Source organism: Ruegeria sp. ABD4_443, from assembly GCF_056160865.1.
This window is the reverse complement of the sequence record NZ_JBSWYA010000013.1, coordinates 1-17,191: the sequence shown is the minus strand read 5'-3', so window position 1 is coordinate 17,191 and position 17,191 is coordinate 1. Positions and strand designations below refer to the sequence as shown.

At 60.8% G+C, this 17,191-nt stretch carries 12 protein-coding genes and 1 pseudogene; 3 read left to right on the top strand and 10 right to left on the bottom strand.

All coding sequences use genetic code 11. From position 1 onward, the window contains the following. Window positions 1–4 precede the first annotated feature (4 nt). Window positions 5–754, top strand: a complete 750-nt coding sequence (locus tag ACXAG8_RS17495; RefSeq protein WP_475230041.1) for an HpcH/HpaI aldolase family protein — start codon at window positions 5–7, stop codon at window positions 752–754. A 270-nt stretch (window positions 755–1,024) separates the two neighbouring features. Here ACXAG8_RS17495 and ACXAG8_RS17490 read toward each other — a convergent pair whose 3' ends face one another. The 10 genes from ACXAG8_RS17490 to ACXAG8_RS17445 all read right to left on the bottom strand — a co-directional run bounded on the left by ACXAG8_RS17490 (window position 1,025) and on the right by ACXAG8_RS17445 (window position 15,151). Beyond that, on the bottom strand, window positions 1,025–2,410 hold the full coding sequence (locus ACXAG8_RS17490) for a bifunctional enoyl-CoA hydratase/phosphate acetyltransferase (protein WP_475230038.1): 1,386 nt from the start codon (window positions 2,408–2,410) through the stop codon (window positions 1,025–1,027). A gap of 252 nt (window positions 2,411–2,662) precedes the next feature. Beyond that, complete coding sequence (locus ACXAG8_RS17485; RefSeq protein ID WP_475230035.1) at window positions 2,663–5,293, bottom strand: molybdopterin-dependent oxidoreductase; 2,631 nt, start codon at window positions 5,291–5,293, stop codon at window positions 2,663–2,665. Further along, window positions 5,293–5,625, bottom strand: a complete 333-nt coding sequence (gene nirD / locus ACXAG8_RS17480; protein WP_475230032.1) for a nitrite reductase small subunit NirD — start codon at window positions 5,623–5,625, stop codon at window positions 5,293–5,295. Before nirD ends, ACXAG8_RS17485 begins: the two co-directional genes overlap by 1 nt. Beyond that, window positions 5,622–8,057: a nitrite reductase large subunit NirB gene (gene nirB / locus ACXAG8_RS17475; RefSeq protein WP_475230029.1), complete on the bottom strand. Its 2,436-nt coding sequence runs from the start codon at window positions 8,055–8,057 to the stop codon at window positions 5,622–5,624. The genes nirD and nirB overlap by 4 nt, the downstream gene beginning before the upstream one ends. Before the next feature lie 4 nt (window positions 8,058–8,061). Then, window positions 8,062–9,741, bottom strand: coding sequence for an ABC transporter ATP-binding protein (locus tag ACXAG8_RS17470; protein WP_475230027.1), 1,680 nt, complete (start codon window positions 9,739–9,741; stop codon window positions 8,062–8,064). A gap of 5 nt (window positions 9,742–9,746) precedes the next feature. Next, window positions 9,747–10,829, bottom strand: a complete 1,083-nt coding sequence (locus ACXAG8_RS17465) for an ABC transporter permease (RefSeq protein WP_475230024.1) — start codon at window positions 10,827–10,829, stop codon at window positions 9,747–9,749. Window positions 10,830–10,901: 72 nt separating this feature from the next. Further along, entirely contained in the window at window positions 10,902–12,269 is a 1,368-nt protein-coding gene (locus tag ACXAG8_RS17460; protein ID WP_475230021.1) for a CmpA/NrtA family ABC transporter substrate-binding protein, read from the bottom strand. A gap of 295 nt (window positions 12,270–12,564) precedes the next feature. Further along, complete coding sequence (locus ACXAG8_RS17455) at window positions 12,565–13,734, bottom strand: ABC transporter substrate-binding protein (RefSeq protein ID WP_475230016.1); 1,170 nt, start codon at window positions 13,732–13,734, stop codon at window positions 12,565–12,567. Further along, window positions 13,731–14,315 (bottom strand): ANTAR domain-containing response regulator, encoded by a 585-nt coding sequence (locus ACXAG8_RS17450; RefSeq protein ID WP_475230013.1) that lies wholly within the window; start codon window positions 14,313–14,315, stop codon window positions 13,731–13,733. The genes ACXAG8_RS17455 and ACXAG8_RS17450 overlap by 4 nt, the downstream gene beginning before the upstream one ends. A gap of 146 nt (window positions 14,316–14,461) precedes the next feature. Further along, window positions 14,462–15,151, bottom strand: coding sequence for a Crp/Fnr family transcriptional regulator (locus tag ACXAG8_RS17445; RefSeq protein ID WP_475230009.1), 690 nt, complete (start codon window positions 15,149–15,151; stop codon window positions 14,462–14,464). Window positions 15,152–15,250: 99 nt separating this feature from the next. Between ACXAG8_RS17445 and ACXAG8_RS17440 the strand changes: the two genes are divergently transcribed. Together ACXAG8_RS17440 and ACXAG8_RS17435 are read left to right on the top strand one after the other, a co-directional pair. After that, a complete protein-coding gene (locus ACXAG8_RS17440; RefSeq protein WP_475230005.1) occupies window positions 15,251–16,762 on the top strand; it encodes a DUF1254 domain-containing protein in 1,512 nt (503 codons plus the stop codon). A gap of 179 nt (window positions 16,763–16,941) precedes the next feature. Beyond that, a pseudogene (locus ACXAG8_RS17435) lies at window positions 16,942–17,094 on the top strand (transposase); the annotation flags it as partial. Between the last annotated feature and the right edge of the window lie 97 nt (window positions 17,095–17,191).

Here is a 17,191-nt window from a genome sequence, read left to right as displayed (position 1 = left end):
CGACATGCAAGACCTCAGATCCCGGATCAAAGCCAAAGACCTTTTGATCGGCACTTTTATCAAAACGCCGGCTCCGCACAGTGTTGAAATCCTTGCCCATTCCGGGTTGGATTTTGCGGTGGTTGACCAAGAGCACGCGCCGATTGGCATGGCCCAGATGGACATGATGGCGCTGGCCGCAAAAGCGGCAGGCATGCCAGTGCTGTCGCGACGTTGGGGCGCAACGCGCGACTGGATTGCACCGCTTCTTGATCTGGGTTTGGCCGGTGTCATGGTGCCCCATGTTTTGGACAAAGCCGATGCCGATGCTGTTTGCGATGCGGTTAGATTCGCCCGAGGCAAGCGCGGCCTTTCGCCATCCCCGCGTGCGGGAAACTATGGCGGGATCGCGATTCCAGAATATCAGGCCGTCAGCGACAATCGCAGCGTGGTCATGGTGCAGATCGAAGATGCCAGTGCGCTGGACCATCTGGACGCAATTGCTGCGATCGAGGATGTGGATATGCTGTTCGTCGGGCCCGCCGATCTGGCGCAATCCATGCAGGTTGGCTATCCGTCTGCAGAGTTGGACGCCGCAATCGAACGCGTCATAGCGGCAGGTGAAAGGACAAACACGCCGATCGGTCTGTTTGTCGGCAACCCAGCCCAAATCCCTGTCTGGCACGCCAAGGGCGTCACCCTTTTCGTGTGCGGCTCGGACCAATCCATGCTTCGAAACGCGGCCACGGCGCTGGTGTCTGATGGCAGAGGTTGATGGTCCTGCCCGATGCGGCATCAAAAGCCCATACCGCTGATCTGGCGGTCATCGACGCGGCCCAGGCAACCCAAGACAACGCAATCAGAAAACAACCAGCGTCGGCGGGCCAACATCGAAGAAACCTGGATGCCCCCCAGGAACAGCCCTGGCAGAAAACCTGCCCAAAAATGGGACCGGGTCGCCGCGTCTTGAAAAACGGCGACCGATCCAGATATCCCGGTGCTTATGGGCGCGACGGCTTGGGGTTCAGCGTGATGACACGGGACATCACGCGCCCCGCGACAGACGCTCGGCGTGCAATGCCGCCACCGCACACGAGGCCAATCGGGCCTTGTCGTCATCTGCGCGACTGTTCAGGATGATCGGAACCTTTGCCCCCAGGACAACTCCGGCCCCTTCTGCATGGGCAATATAGGTCAGCTGCTTTGCCAGCATGTTCCCGGCATCCAGGTTGGGAACCACCAGGATATCGGCCCGCCCGGCGACTTCGGATACGATGCCCTTGGTCCGCGCCGCCGCCAGGCTGACCGCGTTGTCCATCGCAAGCGGGCCGTCTACCAGCCCGCCCCGGATTTGACCCCGCTCGGCCATCTTGGACAGCAGGGCCGCGTCGATCGAAGACCGGATTGCCGGGTTGACCGTTTCAACCGCAGACAAGATCCCCGCCTTGGGGGATGTGATCCCCAACGAGATCGCAAGGTCTATGGCGTTCTGGGTAATGTCGATCTTGGTTTCAAGATCGGGTTCGATATTGATGGCGGCATCGGTGACCAGCAAAGGATGCGGCTGACCGGGCACGTCCATCACGAACACATGGGTAAAGCGTCGCCCGGCGCGCAAACCACGATCTTTCCGCAAGGCCGCCCGCAGCAGATCATCGGTGTGCAGATGCCCTTTCATCAGCGCGCTGGCCCGCCCCTCGGCCACCAGATCAACGGCAGCATTGGCGGCATCGAAATGACCCCGCACCGGGACGATCTCGGTGTTGCCCAGCGACAGCGCCGCCTGCCGGGCGGCCTCGGCGATCTTATCCGGGTCACCAACCAGAATTGGTTCAATGATGGTTTCCTGCGCCGCCAGCAAGGCCCCACCCAGCGAATTCGGCTCTTCGGGGGCGACCACCGCGGTGGGAATTGCCGCAAGCGGCCGGGATCGTTCCAACAGCGCATCAAAATGCCGATGCCGCTGTACGACAAGACCGGGCACTTCGATCTCGTGGAACGACATCTCTTTCTCGGGCGCGATAACCACCGCGGTTCCCGTTACGATCACGGCCCCGTCGCTGGGACGGGTCACCTGCGTTTCCATTACGACTTCGCGGTTTTCACGCTTGGCCACGACCGTCACGCGCGCCAGCAGCTCTTCGCCCGCATGCGCCCGGTCCTGAAATTCAAAGTTCTGAGATTTGTACAGGGTTCCCGCACCGGGCAGAATATTCCCCAGCACCGCCGAAATCAGCGCACCAACAAACAGGGCCGGGGCAATCGCCTCGTTGATGGCGTCGCCGTCGCCGTCTTCATTTGCCAGGTGCAGAGGATTGTGATTCCCTGAATTCGAGGCAAAAACGAAAAAATCGTCTTCTGTGCAAATCCGCTTCAGTTCGGCGCTGTCTCCGACTTTCAACTGGTCATAGGGCTTGTTGTGATATTGCATGGTGCTTACTCGGCGGCTGTGGGTTTCCGGCCAAAACCAGAGTGTCAGTGACACAGGTCCCCGGCATGGGCGGCAAGTCCGGAACCTTATGGAAATTCTGCCGGAATTCCAGCGCAACCGGCGCTTTTTCATCAATCTTTCAAGGACGGCGCCAAAGCATCCCGGCCACCGGATGATCAGCCCGCAGCAATGGCCACAGGTCGTGATAATCCGGGGCATGGGCGAAAAAGGCGCCCTGTCGGGCGCCTGTCGCTAGGCCGGGGTTTCGACCTTGCTATGGACCGCCAGCAAATCGGCGATCTCGGGGCGGCATGATCCGCAATTGGTTCCGGCACCCAGCGCGTCACCGATGGCCTCGACACTGTCGAGCTTGTCGGCCTCGATCGCCTTGAGGATGGTTTTCACCCCTACCCCAAAGCAGGCACACAAGGTCGGTCCGGCATCTTCGACGTCCGCCGGTGCGCGTCCGACCAGAACCTGTTCGGGGCCGTTGCCGATCGTCGTCGAAAGATAATCACGCATCAGCGCAACCGGTTCGCGCGACACGAACAATGCGGCCTTGAGCCTGTTTTCAACCGTCAACGCGATCCGGTACGTGCCGCGGGCCGGATCGGCAACCACCGTGGCCGCAGATTCGGCGAGGCCGAACCAGGACCGAGCCGTTTCTTCCCAGTCCTGCACCTGGGAATACCCGGCCAGTTCGGTGCGGAACCCCTTGTCCGTCCGCGATGCGGCCCAGTAATCCACGTTTGGCGCAATCGGGTCCTGCGAGATTGCAAACCCGTACCACGCGGCCTTCATCCGCGACACCGAAACCACGCTGGCCTTGCTTTCGGGCTGGCCCGACACAGGGTCCGTGACGCTGGGAACCAGGGCGTCGATCCGGGCTGACGGGGCGGTTTCCCCGGTCCAGTGAATGGGCGCAAAGACTTGCCCGGGCGCTACGGCATCGGTGATACGCACCCGCAAAATGGCGGCTCCGGTCGGGTTCCTGACTTCGGCAAGATCTGCCGCCGCCAACCCAAGGCGCTGTGCGTCTTCGGGGTGGATTTCAAGGAACGGCTCGGCCAGATGCGCGGACAGGCGCGGCGACAACCCGCTGCGGGTCATGGTGTGCCATTGGTCCCGGACCCGTCCGGTGTTCAGGCGGAATGGAAACTTCGGCTCGGCGCGCGCCGCGGGGGGGCGATGGGTGAGAGGCAACAGGCGGGCCTTGCCGTCGGGGTGGAAAAAACCCCCGTCCCCGAAAAACCGTTCGGGTTTGCGGGTCTTCCCGACAGGCCAGCGCACCGGCGCAAGATCGGCATAGGATGACGCATCCAGCCCGGCCAGCCCCGATATGTCGAAATCCTTTTCGAACCGGTTCGCCACAGACGAAAGCGCCGCGTATTCCGTGAAAATTTCGGCCGGGTCCTGATAATCAAAAGCCGATTGCCAGCCCATGCGCCGACCCACCTCGGCCAGGATATCCCAATCGGGTCGCGCCTGTCCCGGCGCAGCAAGCACTGCGCGTTGGCGGCTGATCCAACGATCTGAATTGGTTACTGTTCCGTCCTTTTCCGCCCAGCCGGTTGCAGGCAAAAGCACATCGGCCAGCCGCGCCGTATCGGTCTGCGCGGTGATATCGCTGACCACGGTAAAGGGGCAGGCCTTTATGGCTTTGCTGACCCTATCCGCATCCGGCATCGTGACCGCCGGGTTGGTATGAATGATCCAAAGAGCCTTGATCCGCCCCTCTTCGACCGCCCGGAACATATCGACGGCCTTCAATCCCGGTTTGTCGGGAATGGTCGGAGCGTTCCAGAACTGCTGCACGGTCTGGCGATGCATGGCGTTTTCGATATCAAGGTGACAGGCCAGCATATTCGCAAGGCCACCGACCTCGCGCCCGCCCATCGCGTTGGGTTGCCCGGTGACAGAAAACGGACCCATTCCGGGGCGACCGATGCGCCCGGTTGCCAGGTGGCAGTTGAGAATGGCATTGACCTTGTCCGACCCGCTGGACGATTGGTTCACACCCTGGCTGAACACCGTGACAACGCGTTCGGTCCCGATCCAGAGATTGCAAAAATCCTCAATCTCTTGCGGGCTTAGACCGGTGACAGCCGGATCATCGGCCTGGGCGGCCTGTACCGCGTCGTCAAACCCGACCGTATGGGCCAGATAGCCCGCATCGGTCTGCTCATCCTGGGCAATCCTTGCCAACAGCCGGTTGAACAGCGCCACGTCGCTGCCGGGCTCAAGCGCCAGGTGCATGTCGGCCTGATCGCAGCTTGCTGTACGCCGCGGGTCGATGACCACGATCCGGGTGCCGCGGGTTTTGCGGGCCTCAAGCACGCGCTGGTACAGAACCGGATGGCACCATGCCATATTCGACCCAACCAGGACCACAAGATCGGCCTGATCCAGGTCTTCATACGTCCCCGGAACGGTATCGGTTCCAAAGGCCCGCTTGTGGCCCGCAACCGTTGACGCCATGCACAGGCGCGAATTCGTGTCGATATTGGCCGACCCGATAAAGCCCTTCATCAGCTTGTTGGCGACATAATAGTCTTCGGTCAGCAACTGCCCCGAGACATAAAACGCAACGCTGTCCGGGCCGTGTTTTGCAATCGTCTCCGAGAACCTGTCGGCCACATGCTGCAACGCTGTGTCCCACGAACTGACCTGCCCCGCGACATGCGGGGCCATCAGACGATGAGACAGCCCGGTCACCTCGCCCAGCGCCGAGCCTTTCGAACACAAACGCCCGAAATTGGCCGGATGGTCCGGGTCACCCCGGACGGTCAGCCCACCTGCGCCGTCGGCTCGCAGCAAAACCCCGCAGCCGACGCCGCAATAGGCACAGGTCGAGCGGACTTCGGGCAGGCTGGACCCGTCCATCACGCGGCGCTCCGCCGTGCAACGGCATCGCCGTCAATCAGGATACGGCCGCCTTCAAGCCGCACCTGATAGGTTTCGATGCGCCCTTCGTCGGCGCCCTGCGCCTCGCCCGTATTCAGGTCAAAGACCCAGTTGTGCAGCGGGCAGGTTACGGATTGCCCATGCACAATGCCTTCGGACAATGGTCCGCCCTTGTGCGGGCAACTGTTCGAGGCCGCGAAAACTTCGGCCTCGGCCGTGCGGAATACTGCAATGCATCCGATATGGGTTTTCAACAAGCGCGCCCCGCGCAATGGCACGTCATCCACATGCCCGATGTCGATCCAGCTCATTCCGCAGCCTCCAGTGTCAGATCAGCAATCGGCGCATAGGTTTGCGCCTTTTCCTGTGCATGCTCGGCCCAGGGGTCCTTGCGGTAAACGCTTTGCGAAACCTCGAACCGCTCGACCAATGCGCGGCGATTTTCCAGGTCATCGACGACGTTTTCCTTGACCCAGTCCATGCCGACCTTGGCCAGCCATTTGTAAAGCCGGTCCAGGTATTTACCGCCTTCGCGATAGGCCTGCGTCACGGCGACGACCACTTCGATCGCCTCGTCCTCGGTCGGGATCTGGCACAGCAGTTCCGTTTCCTTCACATCCATGCCCGCGGCACCGCCGATGCTGATCTGGTAACCGCTGTCGACGCAGACGATACCAATATCCTTGCAGGTCGCCTCGGCGCAGTTGCGGGGGCAGCCCGACACACCCAGCTTGACCTTGTGCGGCGTCCAACTGCCCCACAGGATCTTTTCAAGCTTGATGCCCATGCCGGTGCTGTCCTGCGTGCCAAACCGGCAATGATCCGTGCCGACACAGGTCTTAACCGTGCGCAATCCCTTGGAATAGGCATGGCCCGATACCAGCCCGGCCTTGTTCAGGTCGGCCCAGATGGCCGGCAGGTCTTCGCCCTTGACGCCCAACAGGTCGATCCGCTGCCCACCGGTCACCTTGACGGTTGGCACATCGAACTTGTCGGCTGCATCGGCGATGGCGCGCAACTCGTCCGGGTTCGTAATTCCGCCCCACATGCGGGGAACGACGCTGAACGTGCCGTCCTTTTGGATGTTGGCATGCTTGCGCTCGTTCACGAACCGGCTTTGCGGGTCGTCAAGATATTCAAGCGGCCAGTCAGCCAGCAGGTAATAGTTGATCGCCGGGCGACAAACATGACATCCATTGGGCGTTTTCCACCCCAGTTCCTGCCAGACCGCGGCCTGGCTTTGCAATTCTTGCGACTTGATCAGGCGACGCACGTCCTCGTGGCTCAGGTCGGTACAGCCGCATACGGATTGTGCCGCGGGCAGTTCGAACCCGTCACCCAGCGTGACCTGAAGCAGTTGCTCGACCAGACCGGTGCAGGTCCCGCAGGATGCGCTGGCCTTGGTCGTGGTTCGCACGGCCCCCAGGTCGGTGGCCCCGCCATTGATCGCCTCGACAATTGTTCCCTTGCAAACGCCGTTACAGCCACAGATTTCCGCATCAAGCGGCAAGGCTGCAACGGCTGAGAGAGGGTCCGCCGAGTCGCCCCCCTGATAGGCCGGTCCAAAGATCAGCGTATCGCGCATCTCGTCGATTTCGGTGCCGTCCTTGATCAGGCCAAAGAACCAGTTCCCGTCCGCAGTGTCGCCATACATCACGGCTCCGACCAGGCGGTCATCCTCGATCACAAGGCGCTTATAGACACCCCGCGCGGGGTCCCGGAAAACGATATCTTCACGTCCGGGTCCTTCGGCAAAGTCACCGGCGCTGAACAGGTCACACCCGGTGACCTTCAGCTTGGTTGCAAGCTCCTTGACGACAAAGGCATCCGCTTCGTCCATCAGGCCCTTGGCCAGAACTTTCGCCTGGTCATAAAGCGGTGCGACAAGCCCGAACAGGTTGCCGTCGAATTCGACGCATTCGCCAACCGCATAGATATCCGGGTCGGAAGTCTGCAATTGCGCGTTCACTTCGATACCGCGCGCGACGTCCAGACCGGCATCGTTGGCCAGGCGAGTTTCCGGGCGGATGCCCACCGCCATGACCACCAGGTTGGCCGGCAGGACCTCGCCGTTTTCCAGCAGAACGGCCTCGGCACGATCTTCACCCAAGATGGCCTTGGTCGAGGCCTGGGTCAGAACCGTGATACCGCGGCCTTCCAGATCCTTGCGCAGCAGATATCCCGCCGCCTCGTCCAGCTGGCGTTCCATCAGGTGGCCCATCAGGTGAACCACGGTGACTTTCATGCCGCGTTCCGCCAGCCCGGCCGCAGCTTCAAGACCCAGAAGCCCGCCGCCGATGACAACCGCGTCACCGCCATTGGCGGCCGCTTCGACCATCGCGTTGGTGTCGTCCAGATCACGGTACGAGATGACACCGGGCAGGTCCTTGCCGGGGACCGGAATGATGAACGGTGCCGAGCCGGTGGCAATCAGCAGCTTGTCATAGGGGACATGGCCGTTCTCGCCTTCGACAACCTTCATGTCACGGTCGATCTTGACCACATGTTCGCCGAACCGGCATGTCACGTCGCGTTCGGTGTACCAATCGTGATCATGGGTGACGATCTCTTCATAGGTCTTTTCACCCGACAGAACCGGGCTGAGCATGATCCGGTTGTAGTTACCGCGCGGTTCCGCGTTGAACAGGGTTATGTCAAACGAATCCGGTGCGGTTTCGGTCAGGTGCTCCAGCACCCGGCCCGAGGCCATTCCGGCGCCTATCACTACGAGTTTCTGTTTCATTCTGTCACTCCGCTGCAATCGCCTTGGGAGCCGGCGATTTGGGCTTGGCTCCGTGTTCGTATTCTTCGAGAAAATCCAGAACTTCCTGCCGGTAGGTGTAATAGTCGGGATGTTCCAGCAGCGCCTTGCGCGTGCGCGGGCGCGGCAGGTCAACATTGGTGATCTTGCCGATTGTCGCCTGGGGGCCGTTGGTCATCATCACGACCCGGTCAGCCAGCAGGATCGCCTCGTCCACGTCATGCGTGACACAGATCGCGGTCACCTTGGTACGGGACCAGACCTCCATCAGAACTTCCTGCAATTCCCAGCGTGTCAGGCTGTCCAGCATGCCAAAAGGTTCATCCAGCAGCAGCAGTTTGGGCGACAGGGCAAAGGCCCGCGCGATGCCGACGCGCTGTCTCATGCCGTTCGACAGGTCCGCTGCTGATTTTTCCATCGCATCCGCCAAACCGACACGTTCAAGGTAATACTCGACGACATCCTGCCGCTCGGCCATGCTGGCCTTGGGGTACACCTTGTCCACGCCGATCGCGACGTTTTCCTTGGCGGTCAGCCAGGGGAACAGGTTCGGCGACTGGAAAACCACCGCGCGCTCAGGGTCGGCGCCTTCGACGTGGCGGCCATCCAGTTTGATAGCGCCTTTCGAGATATCATTAAGACCCGCCGCCATGGTCAGGACGGTGGACTTGCCACACCCCGAGTGGCCAATCAGCGAAATGAACTCGCCCTTGTCGATCTTGAGGTCGAAATCCTCAACAACGGTAAGGGGCCCCTTGGGCGTGGGGTAGATCTTGTGCAGCTGCGAGAAATCCAGGAACCGGCTTTCGATCATGCCCTTCTGGGCCTCGGATACGGCCGTCGGCACGCCGTGGATCGGGGTAACATCCGGCAGGATGCGCGAACCGTCGACCTTGGCCTCGATCCCGACTTCCATCAGGTACTTGGTTACGTCCGCGCGCAGTTGCTTGAACGTTTCGTCATTGTTCATCGCGGTGCGGTCGCGCGGCCGCGGAATTGACACGCGGAACTCCTGCCCCAGGGTGCCATCGGGGTTCAGCGCGATGATCCGGTCGGCCAGGATGATCGCTTCGTCCACGTCGTTGGTGATCAGCACGCAGGTTTTCTTGTCTGCGTCCCAGATATGCTCGATCTCGTCGGCCAGGTTGGCGCGGGTCAGGGCATCCAGGGCCGAAAGCGGTTCGTCCAGCAACAGGACCTCGGGGTTCATCGACAGCGCCCGGGCCACATTGACCCGCTGACGCATTCCGCCAGACAGTTCCGCCGGACGGCGCGCCGCAGCATGGCTGAGGCCAACCATCTTGACGAACTTGGCGACCTTTTCCGCCTTCTCGGCCTTGCCAAGGCCGGGAAAGACAGTGTCGACCGCAAGCCCGACATTGCCGCTGACCGTGAGCCACGGCATCAGCGAATAGTTCTGGAAGATCACGCCCCGCTCGGGGCCGGGGCCCTTGATCGGGGCGCCCTTGAACGTGACCTCGCCAGAGGTGGGGTGGTCAAGCCCCGCCATCAGGTTGATCAATGTCGTCTTTCCGGTGCCGGAAAACCCGAGGATCACCAGAAACTCGCCTTCTTGTACGTCCAGGTCGATACCTTTCAGCACGTCGGTGCGGCTGGTGCCTTCACCAAAGGATTTCGAGGCGTTTTTGAAGCTCAGAATGCTCATCGCGCTCACCGGTTATTGGTAAAGGTAAAGAGGGATTGCAGGGCGTACATCACGCGGTCCAGCAGGAAGCCGATGATGCCGATGGTAAAGACCGCAACCATGATCTTGGCCAGCGAGCTGGACGAACCGTTCTGGAATTCATCCCAGACGAACTTGCCCAGACCGGGGTTCTGCGCCAGCATTTCCGCCGCGATCAGAACCATCCAGCCAACACCCAGGGACAAGCGCAAACCGGTGAAGATCAGCGGCAGCGCCGAGGGCAAAACCAGCTTGGTGATCTTGGTATAGGTGTTCATTTTCAGAACTTTGGAGACATTCACCAGGTCTTTGTCGATCGAGGCGACACCCAACGAGGTGTTGATCAAGGTCGGCCACAGCGAACACAGGGTCACGGTAATGGCCGAAATCAGAAAAGATTTGGCGAACCAGCCGTCATTGGTGACATAGACCGCTGAAACGATCATGGTGACGATCGGCAACCATGCCAGCGGTGAAACCGGTTTGAATATCTGGATCAGCGGGTTCAGCGCCGCATTTGCTGTTGGCGACAGGCCGGCAGCAATCCCCATCGGAACCGCAACGGCGGTCGCGATCAGAAACCCGAAGAACACGGTTTTGATCGAGGTCCAGATTTGCTGATAATAGGACGGCGCGCCGGTATAGGCGACCTGTTTCACTTCATCCGCGCGGCCTGCGTCGATCAGCTTTTGGTTTCGCTTTTCAACCATGGCTTCGAACTTGTCGCGCTTGGCCGCCTTGGCCTGCGCGTCGGCATTCAGGCCGACCATTTCTTGCCAGACCTGGGCCGGTCCGGGCACCGCGCCAAGCGAGGTCTGCACCTTGGGCGCAAGCGTTGCCCACAGCAACAGGAAGGCGCAGATCGACAGGATCGGAACGACCAACAGCCGCCAAATCTCGGCCATTTGTGCGCGCGGGTTGTCTCCGGCGGCGGCCTTGAGGACAGGTGTCGCCCAGCTGAGCCCCAGAACCTGGAACCATTTGTCGGCTGCGTTGATACGGGTGAAAATGCGGGCGCGACGGGCCTCTTTGGCCGCGGTTGCGTTGAATTCGGGATCGACGGTTGTCATTTCATGTGTCCTTGCGCTGGCGGGGCACTGGGTAGACCCGCGCCCGAAACCGGGCACGGGCTAGGTGGTGGGTTAGCCTTGCACGTCCGTGCCGACGATCTTTTGTTCGCCTTTCAGACCGATTGTGAGGCTGTCGAGATAAGCGTTGGGCGCGTGGCCGTCATAGGTTACGCCGTCAATGACGTCTTCTGCCGGTGTCGGCGCCTTGTAACCATCGCTGTCCCAGGGAAAGTCCGCTTCGTTGGCCAGACCTTCGTCAACCAGCAAACGCGCGGCTTCCAGATAGATTTCGGGCTTGTAGACCGACTTGGCAACTTCGTCATACCAGCTGTCCGGCTTGGATTCGGCGATCTGACCCCAACGACGCATCTGGGTCAGGTACCACACCGCGTCCGAGTAGAACGGATAGGTGGCGTTGTAACGGAAGAACACGTTGAAATCGGGGACTTCACGCTTGTCGCCCTTTTCATATTCGAACGTGCCGGTCATCGAGTTGGCGATGACGTCGTAATCCGCGCCCACATATTCAGGGCGACTCAGAATCTCGACCGCTTCGGGGCGGTTGGCGTTGTCGTTCTCATCCAGCCACATCGCGGCGCGGATCAGCGCCTTGGTCACGGCCAAGGTGGTATTGGGGTTCTGTTCGGCGAACTCGGCCGAGATGCCAAAGACCTTTTCAGGGTTGTTCTTCCACAGCTCGTAATCAGTGATGACCGGAACGCCGATCCCCTTGAATACGGCCTGCTGGTTCCAGGGTTCGCCGACGCAATAGCCATAGATCGTGCCCGCTTCGAGCGTGGCAGGCATCTGCGGCGGAGGTGTGACCGACAGGAAGACATCCGCACCAATCTGGCCCGTTACGTTTTCGGGGCTGTAGTATCCCGGATGCAGACCACCTGCGGCCAGCCAGTAACGCAGTTCATAGTTGTGGGTCGAAACCGGGAAAACCATTCCCATGTTGAACGGCTTGCCTTCTGCACTGTATTTTTCAACCACGGGGGCCAGCGCCTCGGCGCTGATCGGGTGCTGGGGACGGCCGTCATCCATGACCGGGATGTTGGGCTTCATTTCTTCCCAGATTTCGTTGGAAACGGTGATGCCGTTGCCGTTCAGATCCATCGAAAACGGCGTGATGATATGGGCTTCGGTGCCATACCCGATCGTGGCCGCCAGCGGCTGCCCCGCCAGCATGTGCGCGCCGTCCAGTTGGCCGTCGATCACACCGTCCAGCAGCACTTTCCAGTTGGCCTGTGCTTCCAACGTCACAAACAGCCCTTCGTCCAGAAAATACCCCTGTTCATAGGCCACCGCCAAAGGCGCCATGTCGGTCAGCTTGATGAAACCAAAGGTCAGTTCGTCTTTTTCCAGTTCCAGCAATTCGGCAAATGCCGGGCTGGCTAGCGCCGTCGTGGCGGCAAGGCTCAGAAGAAGTTTTTTCATTTCGGTCCCTTTCGGCCCGGCCCTGTTCCGGGCGGGTGATAGCGCGGGCATGACCCGGGCAAACAAAAAGCCGCCGACACAATCCGCCGGGAGGAGGTGGCGGTTGGTCGAGCGGCTTTGCTCTATTCTGTGGCCCTGCACGTCAGGGCGCTTGATTTCGGTAGGCTCCGTTGCCTGCCGGTAAACTTATTGGGCCACCCTTCCTTCTCATCGTCATTTAAAAAGTGGTCTCAGCCGTGGTTTTTTCTGCATTGCAGCGTCTCACTTCGCTGCGGTGCAAAAAAATTAGGCACACCTAGCCCGTCGGGTCAAAAATTCGACGGTCGAAGAAAAGGTTTTGTGACAGAATCAGGCTGCCATGGGTCGACGCGACTTCGGTCGGCTGCAGAATCGCACCTTCGAGCTTTTCCGACGCTCCGGGCAGCTCGGCGCCAACGGATTGCAGTTCACGCCGGTACAAATCGCTGCGGAATACACCCGCCGCAGCCTGCGCGGCCTGGGCGGGGTCCAAACCGTTTCGGTCGGCAAGCTGGCGCGCGATCCACTTTGCCTGACTGCGCCAGGGAAAGGATGCTGCGCTGTCAAAGAACTCGACAAACCCGTCGACCTTGCGCTGCTCGCCACTGGCCGAAACGGTGAGTTCACCGGTCAATGCGCGATCGATCACCTCGGGCGGTACGTTCAGATAGGACTTGCGCGACAACATCTCGGCCGCCGTTGTGCGGCTTTCGGGGGATGACAGCCAGCGACCTGCGCGCCAGATTGCCCGCATCAACCCACCCAGAACATGGGATTCCGTATCGGCCCATTCCGTGCGCACGGCCAGAACCTTTTCCGGGGAAAACGACCAGATAGCACGGCAAGGCAGCAACAGCGCGCCGACCTTGTCCTCGACCGCGACCGAGCCCCACGGCTCGCCAACGCAAAAGGCGTCAATTTCGCCGGCGGCCAGAGCCTGCGCCATAAGTGGCGGCGGAACGGTCCGGATTTCAACGGGCGTTCCCGCCAGCTTGGTCCCGGCGACCCAATACCGCAACAATTCGACATGCATCGAAAACGGGAACGGAACGCCAAAGACCAACGGGCCATCAGCGACCCGCGCCAATGCAGCGCCCGCTGCGCGCGCATCCGCCATGTCAAAGGCAAAACCATCGTCCCGCAACCGCCGTTCCAGCGCCGCGCTGACCCCGATGACATTGCCGTTGACCGACAGAACCGAAACCGCCGACAGCGGCGTTGCCATTCCCCCCAGGCCCAGGGCCATGGCGATGGGAACCGGCGACAGCATATGTGCGGCATCCACATGCCCAAAAGACAACATGTCCCGCAACGACGACCATGACGGCGCCGCCCTCAGGTCCAGGGACACGCCTTCGGCCTCGTCAAACCCAAGCTCGCGCGCCACGATCAGCGGTGCCGCATCCACCAAAGGCATATAGGCAACCGGCAGGGGAACCGTTCTCATGACAACAACCCCGATGCGGTGACCAAAGCCTCGGCCACATCGGCCACGCGCCGGTTTTGGTTCATCGCCGCCTTGCGCAGGATGGCATAGGCTTCTTCTTCGTCGACGCCCCGCGCCTTCATCAACAGGCCCTTGGCCCGGTCGATGACCTTGCGTTCCTGCAGCGCGCGTTGGGTTTCGGCCAATTCGGTGCGCATCTGGCGCAGAACGTGAAACCGCGCAATTGCGGTGTCCATGACCGGCATGATCCTTTCGGGCTGCAGCCCGTCGACGACATAGGCCGAAACGCCGGCTTCGACGGCCGCACGGGCCAGACCGCCTGCGGCGCCGGACACGAACATCGCCACCGGCCTGTCCATTGGCCCCGAAGCCATGGTCAGTTCTTCGAGCATATCGCGGGACGGGTTGTCGATGTCGATCAGCACGATATCGGGGCTGTGCGCCGCGATCTTTCGCGCCAGCCCGGACGTGCTGCCGATCACGATGACTTCGATGTCACCGGATTCCTTCAACGCATCGACGATCGCGATGGCGCGGTCGCGATCCTGTTCGACAACAACAACGGTCAGTGGGCTGGTCATGGGCCTTTCATGTCCTTCCAACGCTGCATGAGCAAGACAGTTGACCCCGTATCACCCTTGCCCGGGTTCACCCCCACCAAAATGCGCACCCAATCGCCTAAAAAACAGGCAGCCATTTCGATTGCATTGCCCACCGCCCCACCGAATTAGCACCCGTCAGCCCCAATTCGTTTGAGCGCATCCGGGTTCAGCACCAGAATGCGCCGCCGTCCACATTCAATCGCGCCGCCCGCGCACAGGTCTTGCAGAACAGCCCCGACGGGGTTTCGGGACAGGCCACACATCTCGGCAAGCTCGCCCTGCGTGATATCAAGCGCAATTGCGGTGCCAGCCCCCGGCGCGGGTTCCGCAAGCCTGACAAGCGTCGCGGCAACGCGGTCACGGGCATTTGGCGCAAGAACACACCCGGCCAGTTTCAAGGCGCTATCCATATGCGACACGGTCAGCAATCCCAGCCACCGCCAAAGCTCTGGCGTGGTGCGGGCAAGCTCGGCGATGGCGCCTGCGCCCACCGCCAGAACATGTGAAGGCATCCGCGCGCAGACTTCGACCCGCGTTTGCGTCTGGCTGACCATTGCCGCTTCGCCAACCCACCAGCCGGGCCGGGCAATGTGGATCAGGCGCGGCGCGGCCGGGCCGAGCGAGGCGGTCACGCCAAGGCTGCCAGATGCCAGGCCATAAAGAGACCCCGGCGGGTCCCCCTGAAGATAGATCGCCTCGCCCTTGGAATGTTCCCGCATGCTGGCCCTGGCAAGCAGCGCGTCTTGCAGGGGCTTGGGCAATTTGGACAGCCACCCGACCTGCCGGACGGCGTCAGACAAATGTTCTTTTCTCATGGAAAAATTCACCAAATGCACTTCACTGTGCACAACCATCGACCGGCTGGACTTAGAATTCCAGCATTAACTTGGTTCAGAATCAGGGATTGAAGCACGATGATTATTTCACGTCGGGGGCTGTATCGCCTCGCTTTGGGGTCCGCGGCCCTTTTGGGGTTGCAGGGAACAGGTGGCAAAGCCCAGGCGCAGGCGTTGCGCTCGACCGGGCCACTCAGCAACAGCGATTTCGAGCCGCTAGGCGGCCAGCCACCCCAGGGCGCGCAACCGTCCATCGAAGATTTCGACTACCAGGTGAAATATCAGCGCGCCTTCGAAGCCGCTCTCTGGGCAATGCCAGCGCTGGCGATCTACCGCTTTCGCGCCGCAGCGCTTGAGGATCTTGGCCTGCGTGACAATGACATCATCGCCTATTCCGGCGTCGCCACCGCCAAGTTGGAGGCGACCACGGCGAACGCATCGACGCCCTATATCACCGCCTTTACCGACCTGCAGAACGGGCCCACTGTTCTGGAAGTCCCGCCAGCGGGCGAGGATGGCAGCCTTTACGGTCAGGTGGTGGATGCCTGGCAATACACAATCGCCGATGTCGGGCCGTCGGGCCTCGACAAAGGCAAAGGCGGAAAATACATCTTCACGCCGCCCGGCTACGTGGGCGAGATCCCCGAAGGCTATTTGCACGTTCCTTCGCCCAATTACCGGGTCGCCTTTGCCTTTCGATCAGTGCGCGGTCCCGGCATGACCGAAGCCGACGCTTATGCCTATGCCAAGCGCCTGCGGATGTATTCGCTGTCACAGGATGGCAACCCGCCCGAACAGGTATTCTATGACCCGATCGACACGCGGTACCCGACGATGCCGCTTTGGGGTTTGGCGCATTTCGAGAACCTGCACGCCATCATGACGGTCGAACCGGTAAAGCCCGAGGACAAACAGATCATGGGGATGCTGGCCACGCTCGGCATCCGCCACGGCGAACCGTTCGCGCCTGACGACGTGGCCAAACGCGCCATGACACAGGCAAGCTACGATGTCTGGTTCTACATGCAGAACTGGTACGATAACTTCCCAAAAGACAAGCTGTATTGGCCTGACCGCCATTATGCGTCCTTGTTGCAGGCCGACGACAACAAGACCTTTACCTGGACCTATGATGACCGCGTGGACACGATCGAACGGGCCGCCGAGTATTTCTGGTGCACCTATATGCCACAGGTTCTGTCCGACAATCCCGCGACCCAATACATGATGGCCATGGCCGACAGCAGCGGCGCAGCTTTGGAGGCTGGCGCCACCTACCGTCTGGATGTCCCCGCCGATATGCCCGTCGACCAGTTCTGGGCGCTAACCGTGTACGACCGCGCCACGATGGGCTTTATCTATACCAGCGAAGATCGCACGACGTTGTCATCCTACGACCTGTCGACAATGGAACAAAACCCGGACGGAGGAGTGTCCATTTGGGTAGGCCCCAAGGCCCCGGAAGGCAAGGAAACCAACTGGATCCCCACCTCGGGCAAACGCCCCTTGCCCGCGATGCGCCTTTACGGCCCCACCGAGGCCTTCAACAATCGCAGCTTCAAGCTCCCCGATTTTGAACGCGTCAGCTGACAAGGCCCGTCCAAGCATAGGGCCCGAATGGGGCCCTCTGTCGCTGCCTTCTGTCGGCTAATTCGGAACCTCTTTTGCCGGATGATTGGCGCAGCGGCCTTCGGGTTATGAGGCTTGAGCCGCCGCGGGATTTTTCCTTCCAACTGGATTTAGAGACTGGCCCAACAAAGGGACGGACATTGAAGCGATCAGGATTCACGGAAGAACAGATTGTCGGGATTCTGACCGAGCATGAGGCTGGTGCAAAATGCGCCGACTTGTGCCGCGAGCACGGGATGTCGAAAGGCGCCTTCCACGCCTGGAAGGCGAAGTTCGGCAGCATGACGATATCGGGGAGAGGATTTGAACCTCTGACCTTCGGGTTATGAGCCTGCTGAGGTTTGATCGTTAAGCAAACAGTTCAGTGTACTGTTTGTAGATCGAACGGTT

Excerpts from the sequence above, each read along its gene's own strand:
- nirB (WP_475230029.1), bottom strand. The coding sequence starts at position 8,057 with ATGAAACAGAAACTCGTAGTGATAGGCGCCGGAATGGCCTCGGGCCGG.
- ACXAG8_RS17450 (WP_475230013.1), bottom strand. The coding sequence starts at position 14,315 with ATGACCAGCCCACTGACCGTTGTTGTTGTCGAACAGGATCGCGACCGC.
- ACXAG8_RS17490 (WP_475230038.1), bottom strand. The coding sequence starts at position 2,410 with ATGCAATATCACAACAAGCCCTATGACCAGTTGAAAGTCGGAGACAGC.
- ACXAG8_RS17440 (WP_475230005.1), top strand. The coding sequence starts at position 15,251 with ATGATTATTTCACGTCGGGGGCTGTATCGCCTCGCTTTGGGGTCCGCG.
- nirD (WP_475230032.1), bottom strand. The coding sequence starts at position 5,625 with ATGAGCTGGATCGACATCGGGCATGTGGATGACGTGCCATTGCGCGGG.
- ACXAG8_RS17465 (WP_475230024.1), bottom strand. The coding sequence starts at position 10,829 with ATGACAACCGTCGATCCCGAATTCAACGCAACCGCGGCCAAAGAGGCC.
- ACXAG8_RS17455 (WP_475230016.1), bottom strand. The coding sequence starts at position 13,734 with ATGAGAACGGTTCCCCTGCCGGTTGCCTATATGCCTTTGGTGGATGCG.
- ACXAG8_RS17460 (WP_475230021.1), bottom strand. The coding sequence starts at position 12,269 with ATGAAAAAACTTCTTCTGAGCCTTGCCGCCACGACGGCGCTAGCCAGC.
- ACXAG8_RS17445 (WP_475230009.1), bottom strand. The coding sequence starts at position 15,151 with ATGAGAAAAGAACATTTGTCTGACGCCGTCCGGCAGGTCGGGTGGCTG.
- ACXAG8_RS17470 (WP_475230027.1), bottom strand. The coding sequence starts at position 9,741 with ATGAGCATTCTGAGCTTCAAAAACGCCTCGAAATCCTTTGGTGAAGGC.
- ACXAG8_RS17485 (WP_475230035.1), bottom strand. The coding sequence starts at position 5,293 with ATGGACGGGTCCAGCCTGCCCGAAGTCCGCTCGACCTGTGCCTATTGC.
- ACXAG8_RS17495 (WP_475230041.1), top strand. The coding sequence starts at position 5 with ATGCAAGACCTCAGATCCCGGATCAAAGCCAAAGACCTTTTGATCGGC.